We start from the raw sequence: 22,111 nt of genomic DNA on the forward strand, positions 1-22,111 counted from the left end.
GCGCCGGGCCGCGGTCTCACCCCGGCGTCCGCTCCCGGGCGGTGCGGCGCGCCCCGCGGGCCGCCGCGGCCGCGGTGCGCGAGGAGACGGCGTCCACCACCGAGCGCAGCGGCTGCACCGACGCCAGCCGCGAGAGCCCCATCACCCGGGGCACCGACACCGTGCGCGAGGCCGGGCGCCGCAGGGTCCGCGCGACGGCCTCGGCCACCCGCTCGGGTGCGACCCCCGGCGAGGGGCGCAGGCCCGGCTCGTCCTCGGTGGGACGGTGGCCCATCGAGCGCGAGAGCCACTCGGTGCGCACGAACCCCGGGTTGACGCTGTGCACGCGCACACCGCGGGTGCGCACCTCCCGGCGCACCCCCTGCACGAACCCCTGGACGGCCCACTTCGTGGCGCTGTAGACGGTCAGCGGCGGCAGGGCGACGAACGCCGCCGCCGAGGAGATCATCACGACGTCGCCGTCGCGGCGCTCCAGCATGGACGGCAGGACGAGCCGGGTCAGGTCCAGGACCGCGGTGACGTTGGTCTGCACGACGTGCTCCACGTCGTCGGCGGCCATGTCCTCGACCAGGCCCTCCCAGCCGATGCCGGCGTTGTTGACGAGGACGTCGACGCGCCCGTGCCGGGCCAGCACCTCCTCCACCAGCGCCCGGCGCGCACCGGCGTCGCGCACGTCGCAGGGCACGGCCTCCATGCCGATCTCCGCCGCGGCCGCGTGCAGCCGCTCGGGGTCGCGGGCGCAGCCGACGACGACGGCACCGGCCTGCGCGAGGCGGCGGGCCGTGGCGCGCCCCACGCCGGCGCTGGCGCCCGTGACGAGCACCACCAGGCCGCTCAGGTCGCGATCAGCCGGGCTGGAGCGCTGGACGGGACCCACGGGAAACCTCCGCACCGGCCGCCGGGTGCGGCCCCGCGCCCACTGTGGGGGCTGGGTGCCGGGCCCGCCAGCGCTGGCCGGCGACGGCAGGACGGGCGGTGCGGGTCCGGCGCAGCACCGGTCGCCACCCTTCCGCGACGGTAGAGTTCCCGACCGGCACGGGCCCTGCGGTCGGCCCCGCCGCGACCGCACGACCGCACGACCGCACGACCGACCACGGAACCGCCCCCCCGACGGAACGGACGACGCGCCGCGTGGCACGCACCGCCCCCCACCGCACCCGGCTGACCCCCGCGGTCCTGCGCACCGAGGTCCTCGCCGGCCTCGTCGTCGCGCTCGCGCTGATCCCCGAGGCGATCTCCTTCTCGGTCATCGCCGGCGTGGACCCCCGTGCCGGGCTGTTCGCCTCGTTCACCATGGCCGTCACCACCGCCGTCCTGGGTGGCCGGCCCGCCATGATCAGCGCCGCCACCGGGGCCGTCGCCCTCGTCGTGGCCCCGCTCGTGGCCTCCCACGGCTTCGACCACCTGCTCCTGGCCGTCGTGCTCGGCGGCCTGGTGCAGATCGCCCTCGCCGCCCTCGGCGTCGCACGACTCATGCGGTTCGTGCCGCGCAGCGTCATGGTGGGCTTCGTCAACGCGCTGGCGATCCTGATCCTGCTCGCCCAGCTGCCCCACCTCGTGGGCGCTCCCCCGGCGGTCCACGCCCTCGTCGCGGCGGGCATCGCGCTCATGGTGTTCCTGCCGAGGCTCACCACCGCCGTCCCCGCACCGCTCGTGGCGATCGTCGTGCTCGGGGCCGTGACCGCGGCGGCCGGGGTGGCCGTGCCGGACGTCGGCGACGAGGGCGCGCTGCCCGACAGCCTGCCCACGCTGCTGCTGCCCGACGTGCCCTGGACGTGGGAGACGCTCGCCGTCGTCGCGCCCTACGCCGTCGGGCTCGCCCTCGTCGGGCTCATGGAGTCGCTCATGACGGCCAAGCTCGTCGACGACATCACCGACACCGGCTCGGACAAGACCCGCGAGTCCTGGGGGCAGGGCGTCGCGAACGTCGTCACCGGCCTCTTCGGGGGCATGGGCGGCTGCGCCATGATCGGGCAGACGATGATCAACGTGAAGGTGTCCGGGGCGCGGACCCGGCTGTCCACGTTCCTCGCGGGGGCCTTCCTGCTCGTCCTCGTCGTCGTGCTCGGCGACGTGGTGGCCGCCATCCCCATGGCCGCCCTCGTCGCCGTCATGATCATGGTGTCGGTCGCCACCTTCGACTGGCACTCCGTCGCCCCCGCGACCCTGCGCCGGATGCCCCGCAGCGAGACCCTCGTGATGCTCTCCACCGTCGCCGTCGTCGTGGCCACGTCCAACCTCGCCATCGGCGTCGTCGTCGGGGTCCTCGTCGCGGCGGTGCTCTTCGCCCGCCGCGTGGCGCACCTCGTCACCGTCACCGGGCACACCGACCCCGACGGCCGCCGCGTCTACACCGTGGACGGGGCGCTGTTCTTCGCCTCCAGCAACGACCTCGTCCACCAGTTCGACTACGACGGCGACCCCGAGCGGGTCGTCGTGGACCTGTCGCGCTCCCACGTGTGGGACGCCTCAACGGTCGCCGCCCTCGACGCCATCACCACCAAGTACGCCACGCGCGGCAAGTCCGTCGAGATCACCGGCCTCAACGAGGCCAGCGCCGCCATGCACACCCGCCTCGCCGGGCACCTCGGCGGCGGCTGAGCCGGCAGCCCGCTCCGGGACGCGCTCCATCCACCGCTCCGGCCCCGCCGCCGCCCGCGCGGTGCGCGCCCGCACCGCCTGCTCCTGCAGCAGCGCGGCCGCGACCCCGGCGGCCAGGTGCGCCACCTGCGGCGAGACCGGTCCGGGCGTGGAGTGCAGGACCACGCTCGCCAGGCCCAGCCGCCGCTGCCACGGCCCCTGCCGCATCGCCAGGCTCTGCGTCCGCTCGTGCGGCACCACCACCAGGGAGCGGCGCAGCACCCCCGCCCGCGCCAGGAAGACGCGGTCGGTGACCCGGAACCCGAGCCGGCGCCACCCCACCGGGTCCAGCCACCGCGCCGCCCGGGGCGCCGGGGTGAACCCGCCGTCGCGGTCCCGGCCCGTCAGGCCCGCGGAGACCACCTCCAGCGCCGGCTCCCGCGTGCCCAGGTCGGGCAGCACGACCGCCAGCACCCGGGCCAGCTCCTCCCGCGTCCCCACCGGCAGCACCAGCGTCGCGTCCTGCCCGCCCGCGGTCTCCATCACGCCGTACCCGGCGACGTTCACGTGCACCTGCCACCAGTCCGCGCCCCGCCACAGCAGCGGCTGGGAGATGCGCAGCGCCTGCACCCGCCCCGGCGGGACCGTCTGCGAGCGGTGCTCCAGCAGCCCGCGCCGCAGGCGCAGGCCGTCCGGCGACTGCGCCACCGAGAAGCCGAACCCCCGCGAGAAGCGCTGCCACGCCGCGCCCAGCACGCCCACGGCCAGCGGCAGCACACCCGCCAGCGCCGCGAACACGGCATCGAAGCGCGCACCGACGACCGCCGCCGTGACGACCCCCGCGGCCGCCAGCACCACGGCCACCGACATCCCCGAGCGCAGGATCGACAGCACCAGGCGCTGCACCGGCACCTCGACGACCGTGCGCTCGGGGGCCTCCGGCACCTCCTGGTCCTCGCCGTAGCGGACGCCCGCCGCGGCGGCCAGCAGCGCGTTGCGCACCCGCTGCGCCTCCGCCTCCCGCAGGTACGCCAGCTTCACCGCGCCGCCGCCGATGCCGCCGGCGACCTCCAGCCGCAGCTCCGCGAGGCCGAACATCCGCCCCAGCAGCGGGCGCACCACGTCGACGGCCTGCAGGCGGTCCAGCTGCGCGCGGCGCTGCTGGCGGAAGAGCACGCCCGTCTCCAGCTGCACGGCGTCGGCGTCGATCCGGTAGCGGGTGCGCCGCCACGCCAGCACCGCCCAGCCGGTGCTCAGCAGCGCCAGCAGCACCAGCCCGCCGAGGACCGCCAGGACCAGCGCCCACGAGGGCAGCCGCAGGTCGCGCACGTCGCCGAGGTGCGTCAGGTTCTGGTGCACGAGCAGGGCCAGGACCACGGCGATGGTCTTCCAGCCGCGCAGCACCGGGGTGACCGGGTGCAGCCGCCGCCAGCCCCCGTCCGCGAGGACCTCGCGGGTGGCCTCGTCCAGGCTCTCCCCGGTGGCGGCCTCCAGGGTCTGCACGGGCACCCGGTCCAGGACCGGCTCACCCGCGGACCCGGCACCCTGCCCCCCGTCGGCAGGGGCGCCGGTGGCCTCGGTGCTCACAGGCCCGCCAGCCTCGCCTCGCCGCGCGCGGCGAGGCGGTCCCGCAGCCGCGCGGCCTCCGCCGGCGCCAGACCCGGGATCACCGCGTCGGTGGAGGCGGAGGCGGTGTGCAGCTGCAGGGTGGCGATGCCGAGGCGGCGCTCCAGCGGCCCCGCCTTGACGTCCACGTACTGCATCCGCCCGTACGGCACGACCACCAGCTTGCGGAACAGCAGGCCGTGCCGCACGAGGAGGTCGTCGTCGCGCTCGGCGTACCCCCAGGCGGGCACCTGGCGGCCGATCAGCCACCACTCCCACAGCTCCAGCAGCACCACCGCGGCGGCACCGGCCCAGAACCACGGGTGCACCAGCACCGCCAGCACGGCGAGACCGGCGAACGGCACGGCGCAGACGATCGTGCCGACCAGACGGCGGGCCGTCACCAGACGCGGCGACAGCCGGCTCCACACCACGCCCGGGGGGTCGAACGGTTCCGGGGACTCGCTCGGCGACGTCACGCGCACAGCGTGCCAGAGCGCCTGCACCGCGTGATCCCCCCGAGGGCGGAGGGGGAACCGGCGGGCCGGGAGGCCGTCAGACGAGCCCCTTCTCCGCCACGTACGCCTTCGCCACGTCCGCCGGCTTCTTGCGCTCCCCGTCCACCTCGACGTTCATCCGCGCGAGGTCCTCGGTGGTCAGCACCGGCGCCAGGGCGTTCAGCGCCTGCGCGATCCTCGGGTCCGCGGCGTCCTGCGCGTTCACGACGGGCACGAGGTTGTCGGCGGCCTGCAGCCCCTTGTCGTCCTCCAGCAGCACCAGGCCCTGCGCGGCCAGGGTGCCGTCGGTGGTGCCGGTCAGCCCGACCTGCGCCGCACCGGAGAGGACCTTCTGCTTCCCCGACGCGCTGCCGTACGGGTCGCCCGTGACACCGGCCACCTGCAGGCCGTACGTCGTCTCCAGGCCCGGCTGGCAGAACGTGTTCTCCACGCAGTCGTCCCCGGCGGCGATCGTCACGGGCTGCCCGAGCGCGGCGAGCCCGCTGAGCGTCGTCACCCGCTTCTCCGCGGCGAACGCCTCCGTGACGTAGAAGCCGTTGGAGTTGCGGGCCTGCGCGGGCTCCAGCAGCCGCAGGCCGGTCTTCTCCGCCAGCGGCTGCGCCGCCGCCACCGTCGCGGTGACGTCGGAGGAGGCGATCGGGGCGGCGGACTCCCCGTTCTGCGTCTTGTTGAGGTACTCCGCCAGCGACGCGGCGTACTCGGGGACGACGTCCACCTCACCGGACTCCAGCGCCTTCGCGTAGACGGCGCGCTCGCCCGCCGGCTTGATGGTGACCGTGAGGCCCTCGGCGCGCAGCAGCTCCGCGTAGACGTTCTGCAGGATCTGCATCTCGCTGGCCGAGGAGCCGCCGACGACCACCTCGCCGCCCGCGGCGGAGGAGGAGGCCGAGCCCTCGGCCCCCGGCGCCCCGGAGACCTCCCCGGGGCTGGAGCACGCCGGCAGGAGCAGGCCCGCCGCCGCGCAGGCCAGGAGGGCACGGCGCCGGAGGGGGTGGCGCCGGAGGGGGTGGTGCAGGGGGATGTCCACGGGGAACCGCCTTCTGTGTCCCGTGACCCGCAGGCCACGCGTGTCCGGCGAGGGCGGGCCGGGCGGTGCCCCGGACGCCCGCGCTGCTGTCAGGCGTCAGTGAACCCCATCGCGCCGACACGACCGGTCCCGGGGGCTCGCGCCGGCTCCTGCGCTCCCGGCGGGGTGCGGCGCCCGCCCCGCCGGCGCCGCTCCACGAGGTGCTGCACCAGCCCCAGCAGGCCCTCCACCGCCAGCGCCAGCGCCGCGATGAGCAGCGCCGCCCCCAGGTAGCGGCTCGGCTCGTACGTCACGAACCCCTCGCTGACGATCCGCCCCAGACCCGGGCCGGCGACCATGCCCGCCACCGACGCCGTCGCCACCGTCTGCAGCGCCGCCAGCCGCACCCCGGTCAGGATCAGCGGCATCGCCAGCGGCACCTCCACCCGCAGCAGCACCTGCGCGCCGCTCATGCCCATCCCCCGCGCCGCCTCCACCGCGGCCCGGTCCACGCCCCGCACGCCGACGTAGGCGTTCGTCAGCAGCGGGGGCAGCGCGAACAGCGTCAGCGCCAGCACCACCGAGAGGTTCCCCGGCCCCAGCGGCGCCGGCAGCATGAACAGCAGCGCCACCAGGGCCAGCACCGGCACGGCCCGCCCGACGTTGCCGAGGGCCACCGCCAGGCCCCCGCCCCGCCCCGCGTGCCCCAGCACCACCGCCAGCGGCAGCGTCAGCACGGCCGCGAGCAGCACCGACACCCCGCTGAGGACGACGTGCTCCTGCAGGCGCACCCCCAGCCCGGCCGGCCCGCTCCAGCTCGCCGGGTCCAGCAGGTACCCCGAGACGGAACCGACCCACCCCTGCCCGGCGCTCACGCCGGCTCCCCGAGCGGCAGGAACGGCTCCGCCGCCCGCGCCGGTGCCCGCGAGCGCCGCCGCCGCCCGACGAGGCGCTGCAGCAGGAGCAGCACCAGGTCCGCCACGACCGCGAGCAGCACCACGAGGACGGCGCAGACCAGGACCTGCGCCCGGAAGTCCGACTGCTGCCCCTGCAGCAGCAGCGTGCCCAGGCCGCCGAAGCCCACGAGACCGCCCACGGTCGTCATCGCGACGGTGGAGACGGTCGCCACGCGCAGGCCCGCCACGATCGTCGGCAGGGCCAGCGGCAGCTCCACCCCCAGCAGCAGCCGCGCCCGCCCGAAACCCATCCCGCGGGCGGCCTCGACCACCGACGCCGGGACGCCGTCCAGGCCGGCGAGGATGTTGCGCAGCAGCACCGCCAGGGAGTACAGGACGAGCGGCACCACCACCGTCCAGCGGGTCAGCCCCGTGAACGGCACCATCGCCGGGATCAGCGCCAGCGACGGGATCGAGTACAGCAGCGTGGAGGACCCCAGCAGCAGGCCCCGCACCGGGCGCCACCTGCGGGCCAGCAGGGCCAGCGGGAACGCCACCACCGCCCCGAGCACCACGCTCAGCACGGTGATCTCGGTGTGGTCCCAGGTCGCCGCCAGGAGCTCGTCCCGCCGGGAGGACAGGTACTCCCCGCAGAGCCACTCGTTGCGCACCAGGCAACCCTCGGCGAGAGTTCCCACATGAGCGCCGAGACTCCCGAGGATCACGCGGCTGACGCTACCGGTGACGCCGCGATCCGTCTCCACGGCGTCCGCAAGCAGTACCCCGACGGAACGCTCGCCGTCGGGGACCTCACGATGGCCGTCCGGCAGGGCGAGGTCGTCGCCCTCGTCGGGCCCTCCGGGTGCGGCAAGTCCACCATCCTGCGGCTGGTCAACCGCCTCGTGGAGCCCACCGGCGGGACCGTCCACCTGCACGGGCAGGACGTCACCGCCGCCGACCCGGTCCAGCTGCGCCGCGGCATCGGCTACGTCATCCAGGGCGCGGGCCTGCTGCCGCACCTGGACGTGCGGACCAACGTCGGGACCGTGCCGCGGCTGCTCGGCTGGGACTCCCGGCAGTGGCGGCGCCGGGCCGACGAACTGCTGGAGCTGGTGGGCCTGCCGCCCGCGGAGTACGCGACCCGCCTGCCCTCGGAGCTGTCCGGGGGGCAGCAGCAGCGCGTGGGCGTGGCGCGCGCGCTGGCGGCGGACCCGCCGGTGCTGCTCATGGACGAGCCGTTCGGGGCGGTGGACCCCGTGGTCCGCGAGCACCTGCAGAACGAGTTCCTGCGCATCCAGCACGAGCTGCGCAAGACGGTCCTGTTCGTCACCCACGACCTCGACGAGGCGGTGAAGGTCGCCGACCGCGTGGCGGTGTTCTCCGCCGGCGGGGTGCTGGAGCAGTTCTCCGACCCGGCGACGCTGCTGTCCACGCCGCACAACGAGTTCGTGGTGCGCTTCATCGGCTCCGACCGCGGGCTGCGCCGCCTGGCCGTCACGCCGATCCGCGCGGAGGACCTGGAGCGGCCGACGCCCCTGTCCCCCGGGGACGGGGTGGCGTACGCCGCGACGGCGCTGGAGATCGACGGGCGCTCCTGGGGGGTGGTGCTCGACACGGACCAGGTGCACCTGCTGGGCTGGGTGAGCCGCGGGGCCCTGACGGAGGCGATGCGCGCGGGGCACGAGCACGGCACCGTCGGGGAGTGGCTGCGGCCCTTCGGGGAGACGATCCAGCAGTCGGAGACGCTGCGCACGGGTTTCTCCGCGCTGCTGGCGCAGGACCAGCGCTGGCTGCCCGTGCTGGACGGCGAGCGGTACGTGGGCATCCTGACCCCGGACGTGGTGCACTCCGCGCTGCGCGCCGGCGTGCCGCAGGAGGCCGGCGCGGCCTGAGGCGCCGCTGCGCCGGACGGGCGGGCCTCAGTCGCGCGGATCCCCGGCGGGCTCGCGCTGCCCCTGGCGGTCGTCGCGCGGGACCCGGCACCAGCGCTCCACGAGCAGGCCCGCGACGACCATGAGCAGCGAGGCCACGACCGCCGCCACCGCCAGCCACATCCGGTCCCGCCGCGCGAGGATCTCGAACGTCCCCGCGTAGTGCGCCGCCTGCCCGCCGAACCAGCCGGCCAGCAGCGCCCCCGCGTACGCCGACGCCTTGCCCAGCACCGCGGTGCGCGCGGCCCGCAGGGCGTCGATGCGCCGGGCGCGGTCGCCCCGGACCCACTGCCGCACCGGCCAGCCCGCCCCGGCGACGACCACCGCGATGAGCACCAGCGCGACCACGGTGGTCCACAGCAGCGGTGGCTCCGTGCCGCCCTGCACCGACCACGCCCGCAGCGTCGCCCAGGTGAGGGCGCCGGCGACCGCGGCCACCCCGAGCAGGCGGGACCACTGCGTGGGCCTCACAGCGCCACCTCCGTCGGGCGCACGCCGTCGCCGCCGAGCGCCGCGAGCAGGTCCGCGACCGGCCCGCCGCCGGGGCCGGGCAGGACCGCGGCCGGGTCCACCGCGAGCCACGGCACGAGGACGAACGCCCGCTCGTGCGCCCTCGGGTGCGGCAGCGTGAGGCGCTCACCGGACACGGTGAGGCCCCCGTGGTCGACGACGTCCACGTCGAGGGTGCGCGCCCCCCAGCGCGCGGCCGCCGCGGAGCGGTCCCGCCCGTGCGCGGCCTCCACCTGCTGGCAGGCGTCGAGCAGCGCCGGCGGCGACAGCTCGGTGTCCACGAGGACGACGGCGTTGAGGTAGTCGGGCTGCGCGGGGCCGCCCACGGGGTCGGTCTCCACGACCGGGGAGACGGCCCGCACGCGCACGCCAGGGAGGGCGGCGAGGGCGCGGACGGCGGAGCGCAGCGTCCCGGCGCGGTCGCCGAGGTTCGTGCCCAGCGCCAGCACGGCCGGGCGCACGGCGGCGGGGACGGGGACGCCGGTGGTCACGTCGGTGGTCACGAGGCCACCGCCGCGCGGGTGCGGCGCACGGCGACCTCCACGTCCGCGAACGGCACCGGGATCGGGGCCTGCGGCTTGTGCACGACCACGTCGACGGCCTGCACCGCCGCCGCCTCCAGGCAGACGTCCGCCACGCGCTGCGCGAGGGTCTCCAGGAGGGCGACGGGCTCCCCCGCCAGGACGGCCACCACCCGCTGCGACAGGACCCCGTAGTCGACCGTCGCGCCGAGGTCGTCCCCCGCGGCCGCCGCGCGGGTGTCCAGGTGCAGCGCGACGTCCACGGAGAACGGCTGCCCCGTGCGGCGCTCCTCCTCGAGCACGCCGTGGTACCCGGTGGCGGCCAGGCCCCGCACGACGATGCGGTCCAGCGGGTTCCCGGCGGCGTCGGGCACGGCGGGCGCGGAGTCGATGGTGCTCACGCCGGGAATCCTGTCCCAGCGCGCGGTGCGGCGGAACCCGGGGCGCCCCAGGCGTGCGCCACCCGCACCGCCGCCGCGGAGGACGCCACGTCGTGCACCCGCACCCCCCAGGCGCCGGCGTGCGCGGCCAGCGCCGTGACCGCGGCGGTCGCGGTGTCCCGCGCCTCCGGTGGCGGGGGCGTGCCGTCCGGGCCGGCCAGCAGCGCGCCGAGGAAGCGCTTGCGGGAGGCGCCGACGAGCACCGGGTGCCCGAGGTCGCGCAGCACGTCCAGGGAGCGCAGCAGGGCCCAGTCGTGCCCGCCGGCCTTCGCGAAACCCAGGCCGGGGTCCAGCACGATGCGCCCGGGGTCGACCCCCGCGGCCACGGCCCGCCCGCGCGCGGCGCCCAGCTCGGCCACCACCTCCGCCACCACGTCGGAGTACGTCGCCAGGGAGTTCATGACGTCGCTGTGCCCGCGCCAGTGCGAGACGACGAAGACCGCACCGGTGCCCGCCACGGCCGCCGCCATCCCCGGGTCCGCGAGCCCGCCGCTGACGTCGTTGACGAGGACCGCGCCCGCCTCCACCGCCGCGAGCGCGACGTCGGCGCGCATCGTGTCCACGCTGACCGCGACCCCCGCGGCGGCCAGCTCCGCCACGACGGGCAGGACCCGCCGGGCCTCCTCGGCGGCGTCGACGCGCTGCGCGCCGGGACGGGTGGACTCCCCGCCCACGTCGACGACGTCCGCGCCGGCGGAGGTCATCGCGAGGCCGTGGGCGACGGCGGCGCGGGTGCCCGCCCAGCGGCCGCCGTCGGAGAAGGAGTCCGGGGTGACGTTGAGGACGCCCACGACGCGGCAGCGGCCGGGGACCAGCAGCTCCTGCGGGGACCCGCCCACCTCAGCGCCCCACGATGAGGCTCATCGCCTCCGCGCGGGTAGCGGGGTTGCGCAGCGCGCCGCGCACCGCGGAGGTCACCGTGCGGGCACCGTCCTTGCGCACCCCGCGGTAGCTCATGCAGAAGTGCTCGCACTCCACCACCACGATCGCCCCGCGCGGGTGCAGCTGCTTCACCAGCGCGTCCGCGACCTGGGTGGTGAGCTGCTCCTGCAGCTGCGGGCGGCGGGCGTAGACGTCGACGAGGCGGGCCAGCTTCGACAGGCCCGTCACCCGCCCGTGCTCGCCGGGGATGTACCCGACGTGCGCGACGCCGTGGAACGGCAGCAGGTGGTGCTCGCACATCGACTGCACCTCGATGTCGCGGACCAGGACGAGCTCGTCGTGCTCGAGGCCGAAGTCGGTGACGAGGACGTCCGCGGGGTCCTGCCACAGCCCCCCGAACATCTCCGCGTAGGAGCGCGCCACCCTCGCCGGGGTGTCGCGCAGGCCCTCGCGCTCGGGGTCCTCGCCGATGGCGAGCAGCAGCTCGCGCACGGCGGCCTCGGCCCGGGGGCCGTCGAAACGGGGCCGGGCGCCGGGCGTGCCCGGTGCGCCGGCCCCGCCGGTGGTGGTGCTGTCGATGGTCGTCGCTCCTGCTTGCGGTGTCCGGGTCGGGCGGTGCACGGACCGCCCGGGGGTCAGGACTGCTCGTGCTGGCCGAAGCCGTGCACCGGGGCCTGGAACCCGTTGGCGTGGCCGTTGGCGGCGGCGGAGCGGCGCTCCGCCGGCCCCAGCACCGGCGGGATGCTGGAGACCTCGCGGCGGGTGCTGGACAGCCACACCGGCCGCGCCGGGCGCTTGACGACCGGGGCGAAGATCTCGGCGAGCTCCTCGCGGTTGAGGGTCTCCCGGTCCAGCAGCGCCACGACGAGGTCGTCGAGGACCTGCCGGTGCTCCACGAGGATCTCCCACGCCTCGTCGTGGGCGGCCTCGATGAGGCGGCGGACCTCCTCGTCGACGATGCCCGCGACCTCCTCGGAGTAGTCGCGCTCGTGGCCCATGTCGCGGCCGAGGAAGACCTCGCTGGTGCCCGAGCCGAGCTTGATGGCCCCGATGCGCTCGCTCATGCCGAACTGGGTGACCATCTTGCGGGCCAGGTTCGTGGCCTTCTCGATGTCGTTGGAGGCACCCGTGGTGGGGTCGTGGAAGACGAGCTCCTCCGCGACGCGGCCACCGAGGGCGTAGGCGAGCTGGTCGAGGATCTCGTTGCGGCTCGTGGAGTACTTGTCCTCCTGCGGCAGCACCATCGTGTAGCCGAGGGCGCGGCCGCGCGGCAGGATCGTGACCTTCGTGACCGGGTCCGTGTTGGGCAGGGCCGCCGCGACGAGGGCGTGGCCGCCCTCGTGGTACGCGGTGACCTTCAGCTCCTTCTCGTTCATCCGGCGCGTGCGCTTCTGCGGCCCGGCCATGACGCGGTCGATGGCCTCGTCGAGGGCGCGGTCGTCGATGACGGCGGCGTTGGCGCGGGCCGTGAGCAGCGCGCCCTCGTTCAGCACGTTGGCCAGGTCGGCACCGGTGAAGCCGGGGGTGCGCCGGGCCACGCCGCGCAGGTCCACGTCAGGGGCCATCGGCTTGCCCTTGGAGTGCACGCGCAGGATCTTCTCCCGCCCGTCCATGTCCGGGGCCTCCACCGCGATCTGCCGGTCGAAGCGGCCCGGGCGCAGCAGGGCCGGGTCGAGGATGTCGGGGCGGTTGGTCGCCGCGATGAGGATGACGTTGGCCTTGACGTCGAAGCCGTCCATCTCCACGAGGAGCTGGTTCAGCGTCTGCTCGCGCTCGTCGTGCCCGCCGCCGAGGCCCGCGCCGCGGTGCCGGCCGACGGCGTCGATCTCGTCGACGAAGACGATGGCCGGGGCGTTGGTCTTGGCCTGCTCGAACAGGTCGCGGACCCGGCTGGCGCCGACGCCGACGAACATCTCCACGAAGTCGGAGCCGGAGATGGAGTAGAAGGGCACCCCCGCCTCACCGGCCACCGCGCGTGCCAGGAGCGTCTTGCCGGTGCCGGGCGGGCCGTACAGCAGCACACCCTTGGGGATCTTCGCGCCGACCGCCTGGAACTTCGCCGGCTCGGAGAGGAACTCCTTGATCTCGTGCAGCTCCTCGACGGCCTCGTCGGCGCCCGCGACGTCCGCGAAGGTCACCTTGGGGGTGTCCTTGGAGACCATCTTCGCCTTGGACTTGCCGAAGTTCATGACCCGGTTGCCGCCGCCCTGCATCTGGCCCATGAGGAACCAGAAGAGGAGCAGCAGGATGATGAACGGCGCGATGGAGAACAGCAGCGTCTGGAGGATGCCCGCGCGCGGCACCTCGTCCGTCACGCCACCGGGCGGCGGGTTGAGCCGCAGCTCCTCCAGGATCGCGTCGCCGCGCTGGTAGATGTAGTAGGAGTGGACCTTGGAGGCCCCCTGCTCGGTCTGGCCGGACTTGAGGGTGAGGTCGATCCGCTGCTCGTTGTCCGTCAGCGTGACCTTCTCGACCCGGTCCTCGCGGACGAGCTGGATCGCCTTCGTCGTGGACACCTCGGCCGTGCCGCTGTTCGCGACGAAGGACATCGCCACGATCACGAGGGTCACGGCGAGGACGATCCACATCGCCGGGCCGCGGAAGAGGCGCTTGAGATTGGACATCAGTCGAGGGGGGCGACCCCCGTCCCTCCTGCTAGCACGTAGTTGGCACGACGGTACACCGCACGCACGCACGGCGACCGACGCTGTTCAGCCCAACGTCCCCCCGCGGTCACCGGTTCCGCGCCGGGAACCGTCCTCAGCTGTAGACGTGCGGGGCGAGGGTGCCGACGGCGTCGAGGTTGCGGTAGCGGTCCGCGTAGTCCAGCCCGTAGCCCACGACGAACTCGTTGGGGATGTCGAAGCCGACGTAGGCCACGTCCACCTCGACCTTCGCGGCCTCCGGCTTGCGCAGCAGCGTGCACACGCGCACCGACGCCGGCTCCCGGGAGGAGAGGTTGGACAGCAGCCACGACAGCGTCAGGCCGGAGTCGATGATGTCCTCCACCACCAGCACGTGCCGCCCGGAGATGTCCGCGTCGAGGTCCTTGAGGATGCGCACGACGCCGGAGGAGCGGGTGCCGGAGCCGTAGGAGCTGACCGCCATCCAGTCCATCGCGACGGGGATGGTCATCGCCCTCGACAGGTCCGCCATGATCATCACGGCGCCCTTGAGGACACCCACCAGCAGCACGTCCTGCCCGGCGTAGTCGCGGTCCAGCTCCGCGGCGAGCTCCGCCACGCGCGCGCTGATCTGCTCCTTCGTCAGCAGGACCCTGGCGAGGTCCGTCCCGGCGTCCTCGGCGTCCAACCCGTGCCTCCTCGGCTGCGTCCGGCGGCTTCGTCCCGCGCTGGTCCCGTCGGGCCCTGCCCGGCGGCGTCGCCCACGTCGGCGGCTCCTGCGGGGGGCTCCACCCGCAGCCTGCCACACGACCTGCCCAGCCCCGCACCGCCCGGCAGCGCCACCGGGCCCTGCCCGCGCCAGCGCAGCAGCAGCGCCTCCGCCGCGTCGACGTGCACGGCGCCCAGCGCCCCCGCCGGTGCGCCACCCGCCAGGGCGAGCCCGTGCAGCAGCCGCCGCCGCAGCGCCGCGGGCTGCTCCAGCAGGTCCGCCACCGCCACCGACACCGCCCCGTCCCGCTCCCGGCGCAGCAGGCGCCCGGCCAGCGAGGCGGCGAGGGCGTCGAGGGCGTCGGCGTCGTCGCGCAGCGCCCGGGCGGTGCGGGCCAGCGCGCCCGCCACCCCGGGGCCCAGGGCCTCCTCCAGCGCGGGCAGCGCGGCGTGCCGCACCCGGGAGCGGGCCAGGGCGGGGTCGGCGTTGGCGGGGTCCTCCCACGGCACCAGGCCCGCCTCCGCGCACGCCGCGCGCACCACGGAGCGCGGCACCTCCAGCAGCGGCCGGCGCCAGCGGCCCCGCACGGGCGCCATGCCGGCGAGGCTGCGGGCACCGGAGCCCCGGGCCAGGCCCAGCAGCACGGTCTCGGCCTGGTCGTCCAGGGTGTGCGCGAGCAGCACCGCGCCGGCGCCGCGGGCGGCGGCCACCTCCTCCAGCGCCGCGTAGCGCGCCTCGCGGGCCGCGGCCTCCGGGCCACCGCGGGTGCCCACGGCGACGCGCACGACGTCGACCGGGTCCAGGCCCAGGCCGCGGCACGACGCCGCGGCGGCCGCCGCCACGTCCGCGGAGCCGGCCTGCAGCCTGTGGTCGACGAGCACCGCCCCCGCGGCGAAGCCCGCGCGGGGCGCGGTGAAGGCGGCTGCGGCGGCCAGCGCCAGGGAGTCGGCGCCCCCGCTGCAGGCCACGAGGACCACCCGTCCGGAGCAGCCGCCCGCCGCGGCCAGCCGCGCCAGGTCCTCCCGCACCGCCCGGCGCACCGCGGCGGTGGCCGGCGGCGGCCCGCTCACCCGCGTTCCCCCGGCCCCAGGGACGTCCGCGGGGACGTCCGCGGGGACGTCCGCGGGGACGTTGCGCGGGCGACACGCCGGTGTCGCGCGGCACAACGTCCCCACCACCCGGCGCGCACACGTCGAGGGGGACGTCGCGCGGGCGACACGCCGGTGTCGCGCGGCAGAACGTCCCCGCCACCCGGTGCGACCGCGGACACCCCCCGCGTGCGGGGGTCCCCGCCGCGCGGGCCGCTCACCCGTGGACGCGGCGGACCCAGGCGGCGGGGTCGGCGATCTCCGCGGGGGTCGGCAGCTGCTCCGGCCCCTGCCAGACCGCGTTCGCGCCGTCCACGCCCACGGAGGCCACCACACCGCGCACGAACCGCGCCCCGTCGGCGTACTGCCGCGTCTTCGCGTCGAGGCCGAGGAGCCGGCGGGTGAGCTGGTCCAGGGAGCCCCGGCCGCGCCGGCGCTGGGTGAACCGCTCGCGGATCTGCGCGACCGTCGGCACCACCTGCGGGCCCACGTCGTCCATCACCACGTCCGCGTGGCCCTCCAGCAGGGACATCACCGCCACCAGGGAGCGCACCCGGGTGCGCTGCGCGGGCGACTGCAGCAGGTCCAGCAGCCCGCCGGCGGGGGTGTCCGCGCCGCCGCGCAGCGCCTGCGGCAGCCGGCGCGTGACGTCCTGGAGCCGCTCCGCGAACGCCCGCGGCTGCGAGAGGACGTCCGCGGCGAGGCCGCGCGCCTCGTCGAGGACCCAGCGGCGCAGCCACGGGTTCGCGCCGAACTGCAGCCGGTGCGTCTCCTCGTGCAGGCACACCCACAGCCGGAAGTCGGCCGGGGGCACGTTCAGCTCCCGCTCCACCTGCACGACGTTGGGGGCGACGAGGAGCAGGCGGCCGGGCACGCCCGCGTCGGCTCCGGTGAAGGCGTCGAACTGGCCGAGGACGCGGCTGGACAGGAACGCCAGGAGCGCGCCGAGCTCGGCACCGGTGGTGCGCCGGCCCAGGGCGAGGGCGGCGCGGTCCAGCGGCAGCCCGCGGGAGGAGGGCAGCGGCACCTGCACCGGCGCCAGCAGGGCGCGGAAGCCCTCGACGTTGGCGCGGGCCCAGGAGGCGCGGTCGACGACGAGGGCGGGGCCCTCCTCGGCGGCCGAGGGGTCGCGGCGCATCCGGGCGACCCGCGCGACGGGCTCCACCGCGGCGGCGGCGCTCTCCCGCAGGGCGGCGACGGTCTCGGCGGCCTGCGCCCGGCTGACCGAGGGCCCGGGCCTGACCAGGGAGGCCGCGGTGCGCGCGGCGAGGTCGAAGTCGACGAGCGAGCCCACCTCGGTGGTGGCCTGCTCACCGGTGGTCGCTCCGGGGGGCGCGGTCATGGCGTCACGCTACGCGCCGGGCCGGGCGGCGCCCGCGGGCCCTAGCGGCAGCCGCAGCCGGTGAGGGCCGCGGCGACGCGGTCGGTGGCCTGCCGCGCGGTGGTGGTGCCGCCGGGGGCGACGGCGTCGGCGAGCACCGCGAAGGCCAGCAGCCGCCCCTCGCCGCCGCGCACCACGCCCGCGAGGGCGCTGACGCCGGTCAGGGAGCCGGTCTTGGCGCGCACCACGCCCGCGCCGGGGGCCGTGCCGGGCCCGGCGAAGCGGTTGTGCAGGGTGCCGGTGACGGCGGCGACGGGCAGTCCCGTCAGCACGGCCCGCAGCTCGGGGTGCGCGTCCGAGGCGGCGGCCACGAGGACCCCCGTGAGGGTGCGGGCCGGGATGCGGGTGCCGTCGCCGAGGCCGCTGGTGCCGACGAGGTGCACCCCGTCCACGGGCACGCCGAGGCGGGCGACCTCGTCGCGGACGGCGGCCGACGCCCCGTCGAACGTGGCCGGCACGCCGAGGCGCCGGGCCGCGACCCGCGCGAGGGCCTCGGCGGAGGTGTTGTCGCTGGTGGTGAGCATCCACTCCACCTGCTCGGCCACGCTCGCCGAGCGCACGGACGCCAGCTCCGCGGCACCGGGGGGCGCGGGGGCGCGCAGCAGCGGGCCGGTGACGGCCACGCCCGCCTCGCGCAGCCGCAGGGCGAAGGTGGTGGCCGCCGCGAGGGAGGGGTCGGCGGCGCGCGGCGCGGTGGGGGTGGGGCGGAGCCGGCCGGAGTCCACCGCCAGCGCCGTGACCGCCGAGACGTACCCGCTGCCCACGTCGCCGCCCGCCCAGCCGGCCGAGACCGGCGGGCCCTCGAAGAGGGTGTCGTCGAGGCGGAGGGCGACCTCGGTGAGCCCCTGCTCGCGCAGCGCCGCGGCGGTGGCGACGGCGAGGTCGGCGAGGCCGGCGCGCCCGAGGACCTGGCCGGGCTGACCGGGCCCCGCGCCGAGGAGGACGTCGCCGCCCCCGACGAGCACGATCTCCCCGGGGGCGGCGCCGGCCACGACGCGGGTGGTGAGGACCCCACCCGGCCCGAGCACGCGCAGGACGGCGGCCGCGGTGAGGATCTTCGTCGTCGAGGCCGGGACCAGCGCGGCGGCGGAACCGCGGTCGAGCAGGACGCGCCCGTCGGAGGCGTCGACGACGGACGCCGACACGCTGGGCCCGAGGGCGGGGTCGGCCAGGAGGGGGCCGACGACGGCGGCGACGCCCTCGGGGGTGGCGGGCGGGGCCTGCTCCGGCAGTGCGGGCAGCACATCGGGCGCGGGGGTGGGCGGGACGGTGGCGGCGGGCGCGGTGGGCAGCGGCGAGGCGGTCGGCAGCGGCCTGCGGGTCAGCGGGCCGGGGACGCGGTCGGCCGCGTCGAGCCCGGCGTAGGCGCCCGCGGCGGTGAGCACGGCACCGGCGCCGGCGAGGGCCCGCAGCAGGGGGCGGCGCAGCCGGGGAGCCGGGACAGCCGGCACCGCCCACCTCCCCGCACGTCCCGCTCCCGCGCCCCGCCGGGGGCCCGGGAGGCGGGGTGTCGGCGTCCCCGCACCCCGTGCGGGACACTAGCGCCACCGCGAGGGCTGGGACCCGCCCCGCACGGCAGCGCGACCTGCACGGTCGCGGAGAGGAATCAGCGTGACCAAGCCGATGGAGTTCGACGTCACCATCGAGATCCCGAAGGGTCAGCGCAACAAGTACGAGGTCGACCACGAGAGCGGGCGGATCCGCCTGGACCGGATGCTCTTCACCTCCACGCGCTACCCGGCCGACTACGGCTTCATCGAGAACACCCTCGGCGAGGACGGCGACCCCCTGGACGCGCTCGTGATCCTCGAGGAGCCCACGTTCCCGGGCTGCCTCATCCGCTGCCGCGCGATCGGCATGTTCCACATGCGCGACGAGGCGGGCGGCGACGACAAGGTGCTGTGCGTGCCGTCCGGTGACCCGCGCGTGGCGAAGATCCAGGACCTGACGGACGTCAGCGACTTCGACCGCCTCGAGATCCAGCACTTCTTCGAGACGTACAAGGACCTGGAGCCGGGCAAGTCGGTGGAGGGCGCGCACTGGGTGGGGCGCGAGGAGGCCGAGGCGGAGATCCACAACTCGTTCGACCGCCTGAAGCAGAACGGGCACTGAGCACCGCGGCGGGGTGGTGGTCCTCCCGGGCCGCCACCCCGCCGCGCGCGTTCCCGCCGGGGCACCGGCGCAGGGCACGGCGTCGCCTGCGGGCACTACCCTCGCACGGTGCCTCCACCGGAGGACGACCCCCGACGGAGGGAGGCCAGCGGTGCCCGACCGCATGCAGATCGGCGAGGTGGCCGAGCGCCTGGGGCTCAGCCTGCGGACCATCCGGTACTACGACGAGGTGGGCCTGGTGACGCCCTCGGCGCGCACGCCCGGCGGCTTCCGGCTGTACACCGAGGTGGACCTGTACCGGCTCTTCGTCATCAAGCGCATGAAGCCGCTGGACTTCACGCTGGAGGAGATGGGCGAGCTCCTGCAGACGCTGGACGCCCTCGACGGGCGGCTGGAGGCCGACACCCCCCGCGAGGAGCTGATGGAGCGCCTGGACGCGTTCCGGGCGGCGGCGGACCAGCGCGTGGAGAAGCTGCGCGAGCGGCTGATGATGGCGGAGGAGTTCGCCCAGCGGCTGCGCACCGAGACCGCCCTGCGGGCGGGGGGCACCTACGACGAGGCGGCGTCCCTGCCGCTGGCCGGCCCGCCGCCGCCGCTGCCGCCGCGCCCGGCCGTGGGCTGAGCCCCGCCGGTCCCGGTCCGCGGGGGCGGCCCGCCGGGCTCAGCCCGCGAAGGGCAGCACCGGCAGGCCGCGCACACCCGGCCGGTGGGTGAACAGCGAGCCGGCGGCGGGCTCGGCGCCCTCGGGCAGGTTCTCGCGGGACGTGGTGAGGAAGAGCTGGTCGAGGTCCGCGCCGCCGAAGGTGACGGCGGTGACCTGGGAGGCGCCGGGCACCTCGAGCACCCCGTCGAGGGTGCCGTCGGGTGCGTAGCGGCGCACGCCCCCGCCGCCGAAGAGGGCGACCCACACGTAGCCCTCGGCGTCGACGGTGAGCCCGTCGGGGTGCCCGGGGCCGTGGTCGGTGACCTGCACGAGGGGCCGGCGGCCGGTGAGCCCGGCGGCGGGGTCGTAGTCCAGGACGTCGATGCGGCCCGTGGGGGTGTCGACGTAGTAGGCGCGCGAGCCGTCGGGGCTGAAGCCGAGGCCGTTGGAGATGGTCACGCCGCCCCAGGCGACCTCCACGGACCCGTCCGGGTCGAGCCGGTACACCGAGCCGCGCCCGTCCCCGCGGCCCTCGCCCTGGTCGTAGGCCATGGAGCCGACGTAGAGACGCCCGTCGGGGTCGCAGCCCCCCTCGTTCATGCGGACGCGCGCCTCGGGGCCCCACAGCTCGGGCAGGGCCCGCACGGTGCCGTCGGGCTCTTCCAGCGCGAAGCCGCGCTCGACGGCGAGGACCGCACCGCCGCCGGCGCGGGGCCGCACGACGGCCGCGACGTCCCCGACGTGCCGGCGGGAGACCGTGCCGTCCGCGGCGAGGGACAGGACGTCGCCGGCGAGCATGTCGACCCAGCGCAACCCTCCCCACTGCGCGGACCAGCAGGGTCCCTCCGCGTGGTAGGCGACCGGGTCCGTGAGCTGCTCAGCCGTCGACACGGGCCACACCCTAGGCGTCCGGCGGCACCGGCCGGGAACCGGCTCGTCCGGCACCGGCCGGGAACCGGCTCGTCCGGCACGATCGGGAACCGGCTCCCCCGCGCGCCCCGTGGCGCCGTCTCCCGCGGACCCCCCAGACTCGGGCGCGTCCAGGCGGCGCACGAGGGGGTTGCGCCGGACGACGCCGCAGGAGGTTGCCCGTGAACTCCACCGCCCGTCCCGCCGGTCCCGGTCCCACCGACCCCGCCGCTCCGGCGCGCAGGGACCGCACGCACCTGCTCTACCTCAGCGTCCTGGTGGCGGTGGCGCTCGGCATCGCCGTGGGCCTGCTCGCACCGGACGTGGCCACGGAGCTGAAACCGCTGGGCGACGGGTTCGTCGCGCTGGTCAAGATGATGATCGCGCCGATCATCTTCTGCACGATCGTGCTGGGCATCGGCTCGGTGCGCCAGGCCGCGCAGGTCGGCCGCGTCGGCGGCCTGGCCCTCGTGTACTTCCTGGTGATGTCGTCGTTCGCGCTGGTCATCGGCCTGGTGGTGGGCAACGTGCTCCCCACCACGGAGCTGTCCCTGACCGACGAGGTGCGGGACGCGGGCCGGGAGCGCGCCGGGGAGGCGGCCTCGACCACCGAGTTCCTGCTCGGCATCATCCCCGAGACGCTGGTCTCCGCCCTGGTCTCCGGCGAGGTGCTGCAGGCGCTGTTCGTGGCGCTGCTGGTCGGTTTCGCCATCCAGGCCCTGGGCGAGCGGGGTCAGGGCCCGCTGGCCGCGATCGGCGCCGCGCAGCGCGTCATCTTCAAGGTCCTGGCGATGATCATGTGGGTGGCCCCCATCGGGGCCTTCGGCGCGATCGCCGCGGTCGTGGGCGCCACCGGCGTGGACGCGCTGGTCTCCCTGGCCTGGCTGATGGGCGGCTTCTACGCCACCTGCGCGATCTTCATCTTCGTGGTCCTCGGGGTGCTGCTGAAGGTGGTCACCGGGGTGTCGATCTTCAAGCTGCTGAAGTACCTGGGGCGGGAGTACCTGCTCATCGTGGGGACCTCCTCCTCCGAGACGGCCCTGCCCCGCCTCATCGCGAAGATGGAGCACGCCGGGGTCTCCCGCCCCACCGTGGGGATCGTGGTGCCGACNTGGCGATGATCATGTGGGTGGCCCCCCTCGGGGCCTTCGGCGCGATCGCCGCGGTCGTGGGCGCCACCGGCGTGGACGCGCTGGTCTCCCTGGCCTGGCTGATGGGCGGCTTCTACGCCACCTGCCTGATCTTCGTGGTGGTCGTGCTCGGCACCCTCCTTCGCCTGACCACGGGGCTGTCCATCTTCCGGCTGTTCCGCTACCTGGGGCGGGAGTACCTGCTCATCGTGGGGACCTCCTCCTCCGAGACGGCCCTGCCCCGCCTCATCGCGAAGATGGAGCACGCCGGGGTCTCCCGCCCCACCGTGGGGATCGTGGTGCCGACGGGGTACTCCTTCAACCTCGACGGCACCGCGATCTACCTGACGATGGCCTCGCTGTTCATCGCCAACGCCCTGGGCGACCCGCTGAGCATCGGGGAGCAGATCTCCCTGCTCGTCTTCATGATCATCGCCTCCAAGGGCGCGGCCGGGGTCACCGGCGCCGGCCTGGCCACCCTGGCCGGGGGCCTGTCCAGCCACCGCCCGGACCTGCTGGACGGGGTCGGGCTCATCGTGGGCATCGACCGCTTCATGTCCGAGGCCCGCGCCGTCACCAACTTCACCGGCAACGCCGTGGCCACCCTCGTCATCGGCGCCTGGACG

The 22,111-nt window shown here is 76.1% G+C and carries 20 protein-coding genes and 3 pseudogenes; 6 read left to right on the plus strand and 17 right to left on the minus strand.

The features are described from left to right. Positions 1-16: 16 nt before the first annotated feature. Positions 17-877: an SDR family oxidoreductase gene (locus ACYQBY_RS17170; protein WP_459645076.1), complete on the minus strand. Its 861-nt coding sequence runs from the start codon at positions 875-877 to the stop codon at positions 17-19. Positions 878-1,131: 254 nt separating this feature from the next. On the opposite strand from ACYQBY_RS17170, the gene ACYQBY_RS17175 reads away from it, so the two are divergent. Continuing rightward, on the plus strand, positions 1,132-2,601 hold the full coding sequence (locus ACYQBY_RS17175; RefSeq protein ID WP_459645077.1) for a SulP family inorganic anion transporter: 1,470 nt from the start codon (positions 1,132-1,134) through the stop codon (positions 2,599-2,601). Positions 2,602-2,751: 150 nt separating this feature from the next. Here ACYQBY_RS17175 and ACYQBY_RS17180 read toward each other — a convergent pair. The 5 genes and pseudogenes from ACYQBY_RS17180 to ACYQBY_RS17200 all read right to left on the minus strand — a co-directional run. Continuing rightward, positions 2,752-4,167, minus strand: a pseudogene (locus ACYQBY_RS17180) (PH domain-containing protein); the annotation flags it as partial. Continuing rightward, positions 4,164-4,664 carry a PH domain-containing protein gene (locus tag ACYQBY_RS17185; protein ID WP_459645078.1) on the minus strand — a complete coding sequence of 167 codons (501 nt, stop codon included), beginning with the start codon at positions 4,662-4,664 and terminating at the stop codon, positions 4,164-4,166. The gene ACYQBY_RS17185 and the pseudogene ACYQBY_RS17180, both read right to left, overlap by 4 nt. A gap of 76 nt (positions 4,665-4,740) precedes the next feature. Then, the gene (locus tag ACYQBY_RS17190; RefSeq protein ID WP_459645079.1) at positions 4,741-5,730 is read right to left on the minus strand and encodes an ABC transporter substrate-binding protein; all 990 of its coding nucleotides are present in this window, start codon (positions 5,728-5,730) and stop codon (positions 4,741-4,743) included. Between the two features lie 89 nt (positions 5,731-5,819). Then, positions 5,820-6,584 carry an ABC transporter permease gene (locus ACYQBY_RS17195; protein ID WP_459645080.1) on the minus strand — a complete coding sequence of 255 codons (765 nt, stop codon included), beginning with the start codon at positions 6,582-6,584 and terminating at the stop codon, positions 5,820-5,822. Beyond that, the gene (locus ACYQBY_RS17200; RefSeq protein WP_459645081.1) at positions 6,581-7,330 is read right to left on the minus strand and encodes an ABC transporter permease; all 750 of its coding nucleotides are present in this window, start codon (positions 7,328-7,330) and stop codon (positions 6,581-6,583) included. Before ACYQBY_RS17200 ends, ACYQBY_RS17195 begins: the two co-directional genes overlap by 4 nt. Between ACYQBY_RS17200 and ACYQBY_RS17205 the strand changes: the two genes are divergently transcribed. Then, the gene (locus ACYQBY_RS17205; RefSeq protein WP_459645082.1) at positions 7,304-8,497 is read left to right on the plus strand and encodes an ABC transporter ATP-binding protein; all 1,194 of its coding nucleotides are present in this window, start codon (positions 7,304-7,306) and stop codon (positions 8,495-8,497) included. The two genes, ACYQBY_RS17200 and ACYQBY_RS17205, sit on opposite strands and share 27 nt — an antisense overlap. A 27-nt stretch (positions 8,498-8,524) precedes the next feature. On the opposite strand, the gene ACYQBY_RS17210 is transcribed toward ACYQBY_RS17205, so the two are convergent. The 10 genes from ACYQBY_RS17210 to dacB form a co-directional block, all read right to left on the minus strand. Continuing rightward, positions 8,525-9,007, minus strand: a complete 483-nt coding sequence (locus ACYQBY_RS17210; RefSeq protein ID WP_459645083.1) for a DUF3180 domain-containing protein — start codon at positions 9,005-9,007, stop codon at positions 8,525-8,527. Continuing rightward, positions 9,004-9,549, minus strand: a complete 546-nt coding sequence (folK, locus tag ACYQBY_RS17215; RefSeq protein ID WP_459645084.1) for a 2-amino-4-hydroxy-6-hydroxymethyldihydropteridine diphosphokinase — start codon at positions 9,547-9,549, stop codon at positions 9,004-9,006. Before folK ends, ACYQBY_RS17210 begins: the two co-directional genes overlap by 4 nt. Continuing rightward, on the minus strand, positions 9,546-9,968 hold the full coding sequence (folB, locus tag ACYQBY_RS17220) for a dihydroneopterin aldolase (protein WP_459645085.1): 423 nt from the start codon (positions 9,966-9,968) through the stop codon (positions 9,546-9,548). The genes folK and folB overlap by 4 nt, the downstream gene beginning before the upstream one ends. Beyond that, complete coding sequence (gene folP, locus ACYQBY_RS17225) at positions 9,965-10,846, minus strand: dihydropteroate synthase (protein ID WP_459645086.1); 882 nt, start codon at positions 10,844-10,846, stop codon at positions 9,965-9,967. The genes folB and folP overlap by 4 nt, the downstream gene beginning before the upstream one ends. A 1-nt stretch (position 10,847) precedes the next feature. Continuing rightward, entirely contained in the window at positions 10,848-11,510 is a 663-nt protein-coding gene (gene folE, locus ACYQBY_RS17230; RefSeq protein ID WP_459645087.1) for a GTP cyclohydrolase I FolE, read from the minus strand. Positions 11,511-11,524: 14 nt separating this feature from the next. Continuing rightward, positions 11,525-13,513 carry an ATP-dependent zinc metalloprotease FtsH gene (gene ftsH, locus ACYQBY_RS17235; protein WP_459645088.1) on the minus strand — a complete coding sequence of 663 codons (1,989 nt, stop codon included), beginning with the start codon at positions 13,511-13,513 and terminating at the stop codon, positions 11,525-11,527. 136 nt (positions 13,514-13,649) lie between these two features. Further along, positions 13,650-14,201, minus strand: a complete 552-nt coding sequence (gene hpt, locus ACYQBY_RS17240; protein WP_459645089.1) for a hypoxanthine phosphoribosyltransferase — start codon at positions 14,199-14,201, stop codon at positions 13,650-13,652. After that, positions 14,156-15,292, minus strand: coding sequence for a tRNA lysidine(34) synthetase TilS (tilS, locus tag ACYQBY_RS17245; protein ID WP_459645090.1), 1,137 nt, complete (start codon positions 15,290-15,292; stop codon positions 14,156-14,158). Before tilS ends, hpt begins: the two co-directional genes overlap by 46 nt. Positions 15,293-15,527: 235 nt before the next feature. After that, positions 15,528-16,652 carry a zinc-dependent metalloprotease gene (locus ACYQBY_RS17250; protein ID WP_459645091.1) on the minus strand — a complete coding sequence of 375 codons (1,125 nt, stop codon included), beginning with the start codon at positions 16,650-16,652 and terminating at the stop codon, positions 15,528-15,530. Positions 16,653-16,693: 41 nt separating this feature from the next. Beyond that, positions 16,694-18,142 (minus strand): D-alanyl-D-alanine carboxypeptidase/D-alanyl-D-alanine endopeptidase, encoded by a 1,449-nt coding sequence (gene dacB / locus ACYQBY_RS17255; RefSeq protein WP_459645092.1) that lies wholly within the window; start codon positions 18,140-18,142, stop codon positions 16,694-16,696. Between the two features lie 172 nt (positions 18,143-18,314). Between dacB and ACYQBY_RS17260 the strand changes: the two genes are divergently transcribed. Both ACYQBY_RS17260 and ACYQBY_RS17265 read left to right on the plus strand, forming a co-directional pair. Then, positions 18,315-18,803: an inorganic diphosphatase gene (locus ACYQBY_RS17260; RefSeq protein WP_459645123.1), complete on the plus strand. Its 489-nt coding sequence runs from the start codon at positions 18,315-18,317 to the stop codon at positions 18,801-18,803. A gap of 163 nt (positions 18,804-18,966) precedes the next feature. After that, a complete protein-coding gene (locus ACYQBY_RS17265; protein WP_459645124.1) occupies positions 18,967-19,425 on the plus strand; it encodes a MerR family transcriptional regulator in 459 nt (152 codons plus the stop codon). A 39-nt stretch (positions 19,426-19,464) separates the two neighbouring features. Here ACYQBY_RS17265 and ACYQBY_RS17270 read toward each other — a convergent pair whose 3' ends face one another. Further along, positions 19,465-20,337 (minus strand): SMP-30/gluconolactonase/LRE family protein, encoded by an 873-nt coding sequence (locus ACYQBY_RS17270; protein WP_459645093.1) that lies wholly within the window; start codon positions 20,335-20,337, stop codon positions 19,465-19,467. Positions 20,338-20,537: 200 nt separating this feature from the next. Between ACYQBY_RS17270 and ACYQBY_RS17275 the strand changes: the two are divergent. Both ACYQBY_RS17275 and ACYQBY_RS17280 read left to right on the plus strand, forming a co-directional pair. Continuing rightward, positions 20,538-21,464, plus strand: a pseudogene (locus tag ACYQBY_RS17275) (cation:dicarboxylate symporter family transporter); the annotation flags it as partial. 5 nt (positions 21,465-21,469) lie between these two features. Beyond that, positions 21,470-22,111: pseudogene (locus ACYQBY_RS17280) on the plus strand (cation:dicarboxylate symporter family transporter); the annotation flags it as partial.

The organism is Kineococcus anabasis, from assembly GCF_054590795.1.

Coding starts and splice junctions, on each gene's coding strand:
- ACYQBY_RS17265 (WP_459645124.1), top strand. CDS start 18,967: ATGCAGATCGGCGAGGTGGCCGAGCGCCTGGGGCTCAGCCTGCGGACC.
- ACYQBY_RS17205 (WP_459645082.1), top strand. CDS start 7,304: ATGAGCGCCGAGACTCCCGAGGATCACGCGGCTGACGCTACCGGTGAC.
- ACYQBY_RS17260 (WP_459645123.1), top strand. CDS start 18,315: ATGGAGTTCGACGTCACCATCGAGATCCCGAAGGGTCAGCGCAACAAG.
- ACYQBY_RS17250 (WP_459645091.1), bottom strand. CDS start 16,652: ATGACCGCGCCCCCCGGAGCGACCACCGGTGAGCAGGCCACCACCGAG.
- ftsH (WP_459645088.1), bottom strand. CDS start 13,513: ATGTCCAATCTCAAGCGCCTCTTCCGCGGCCCGGCGATGTGGATCGTC.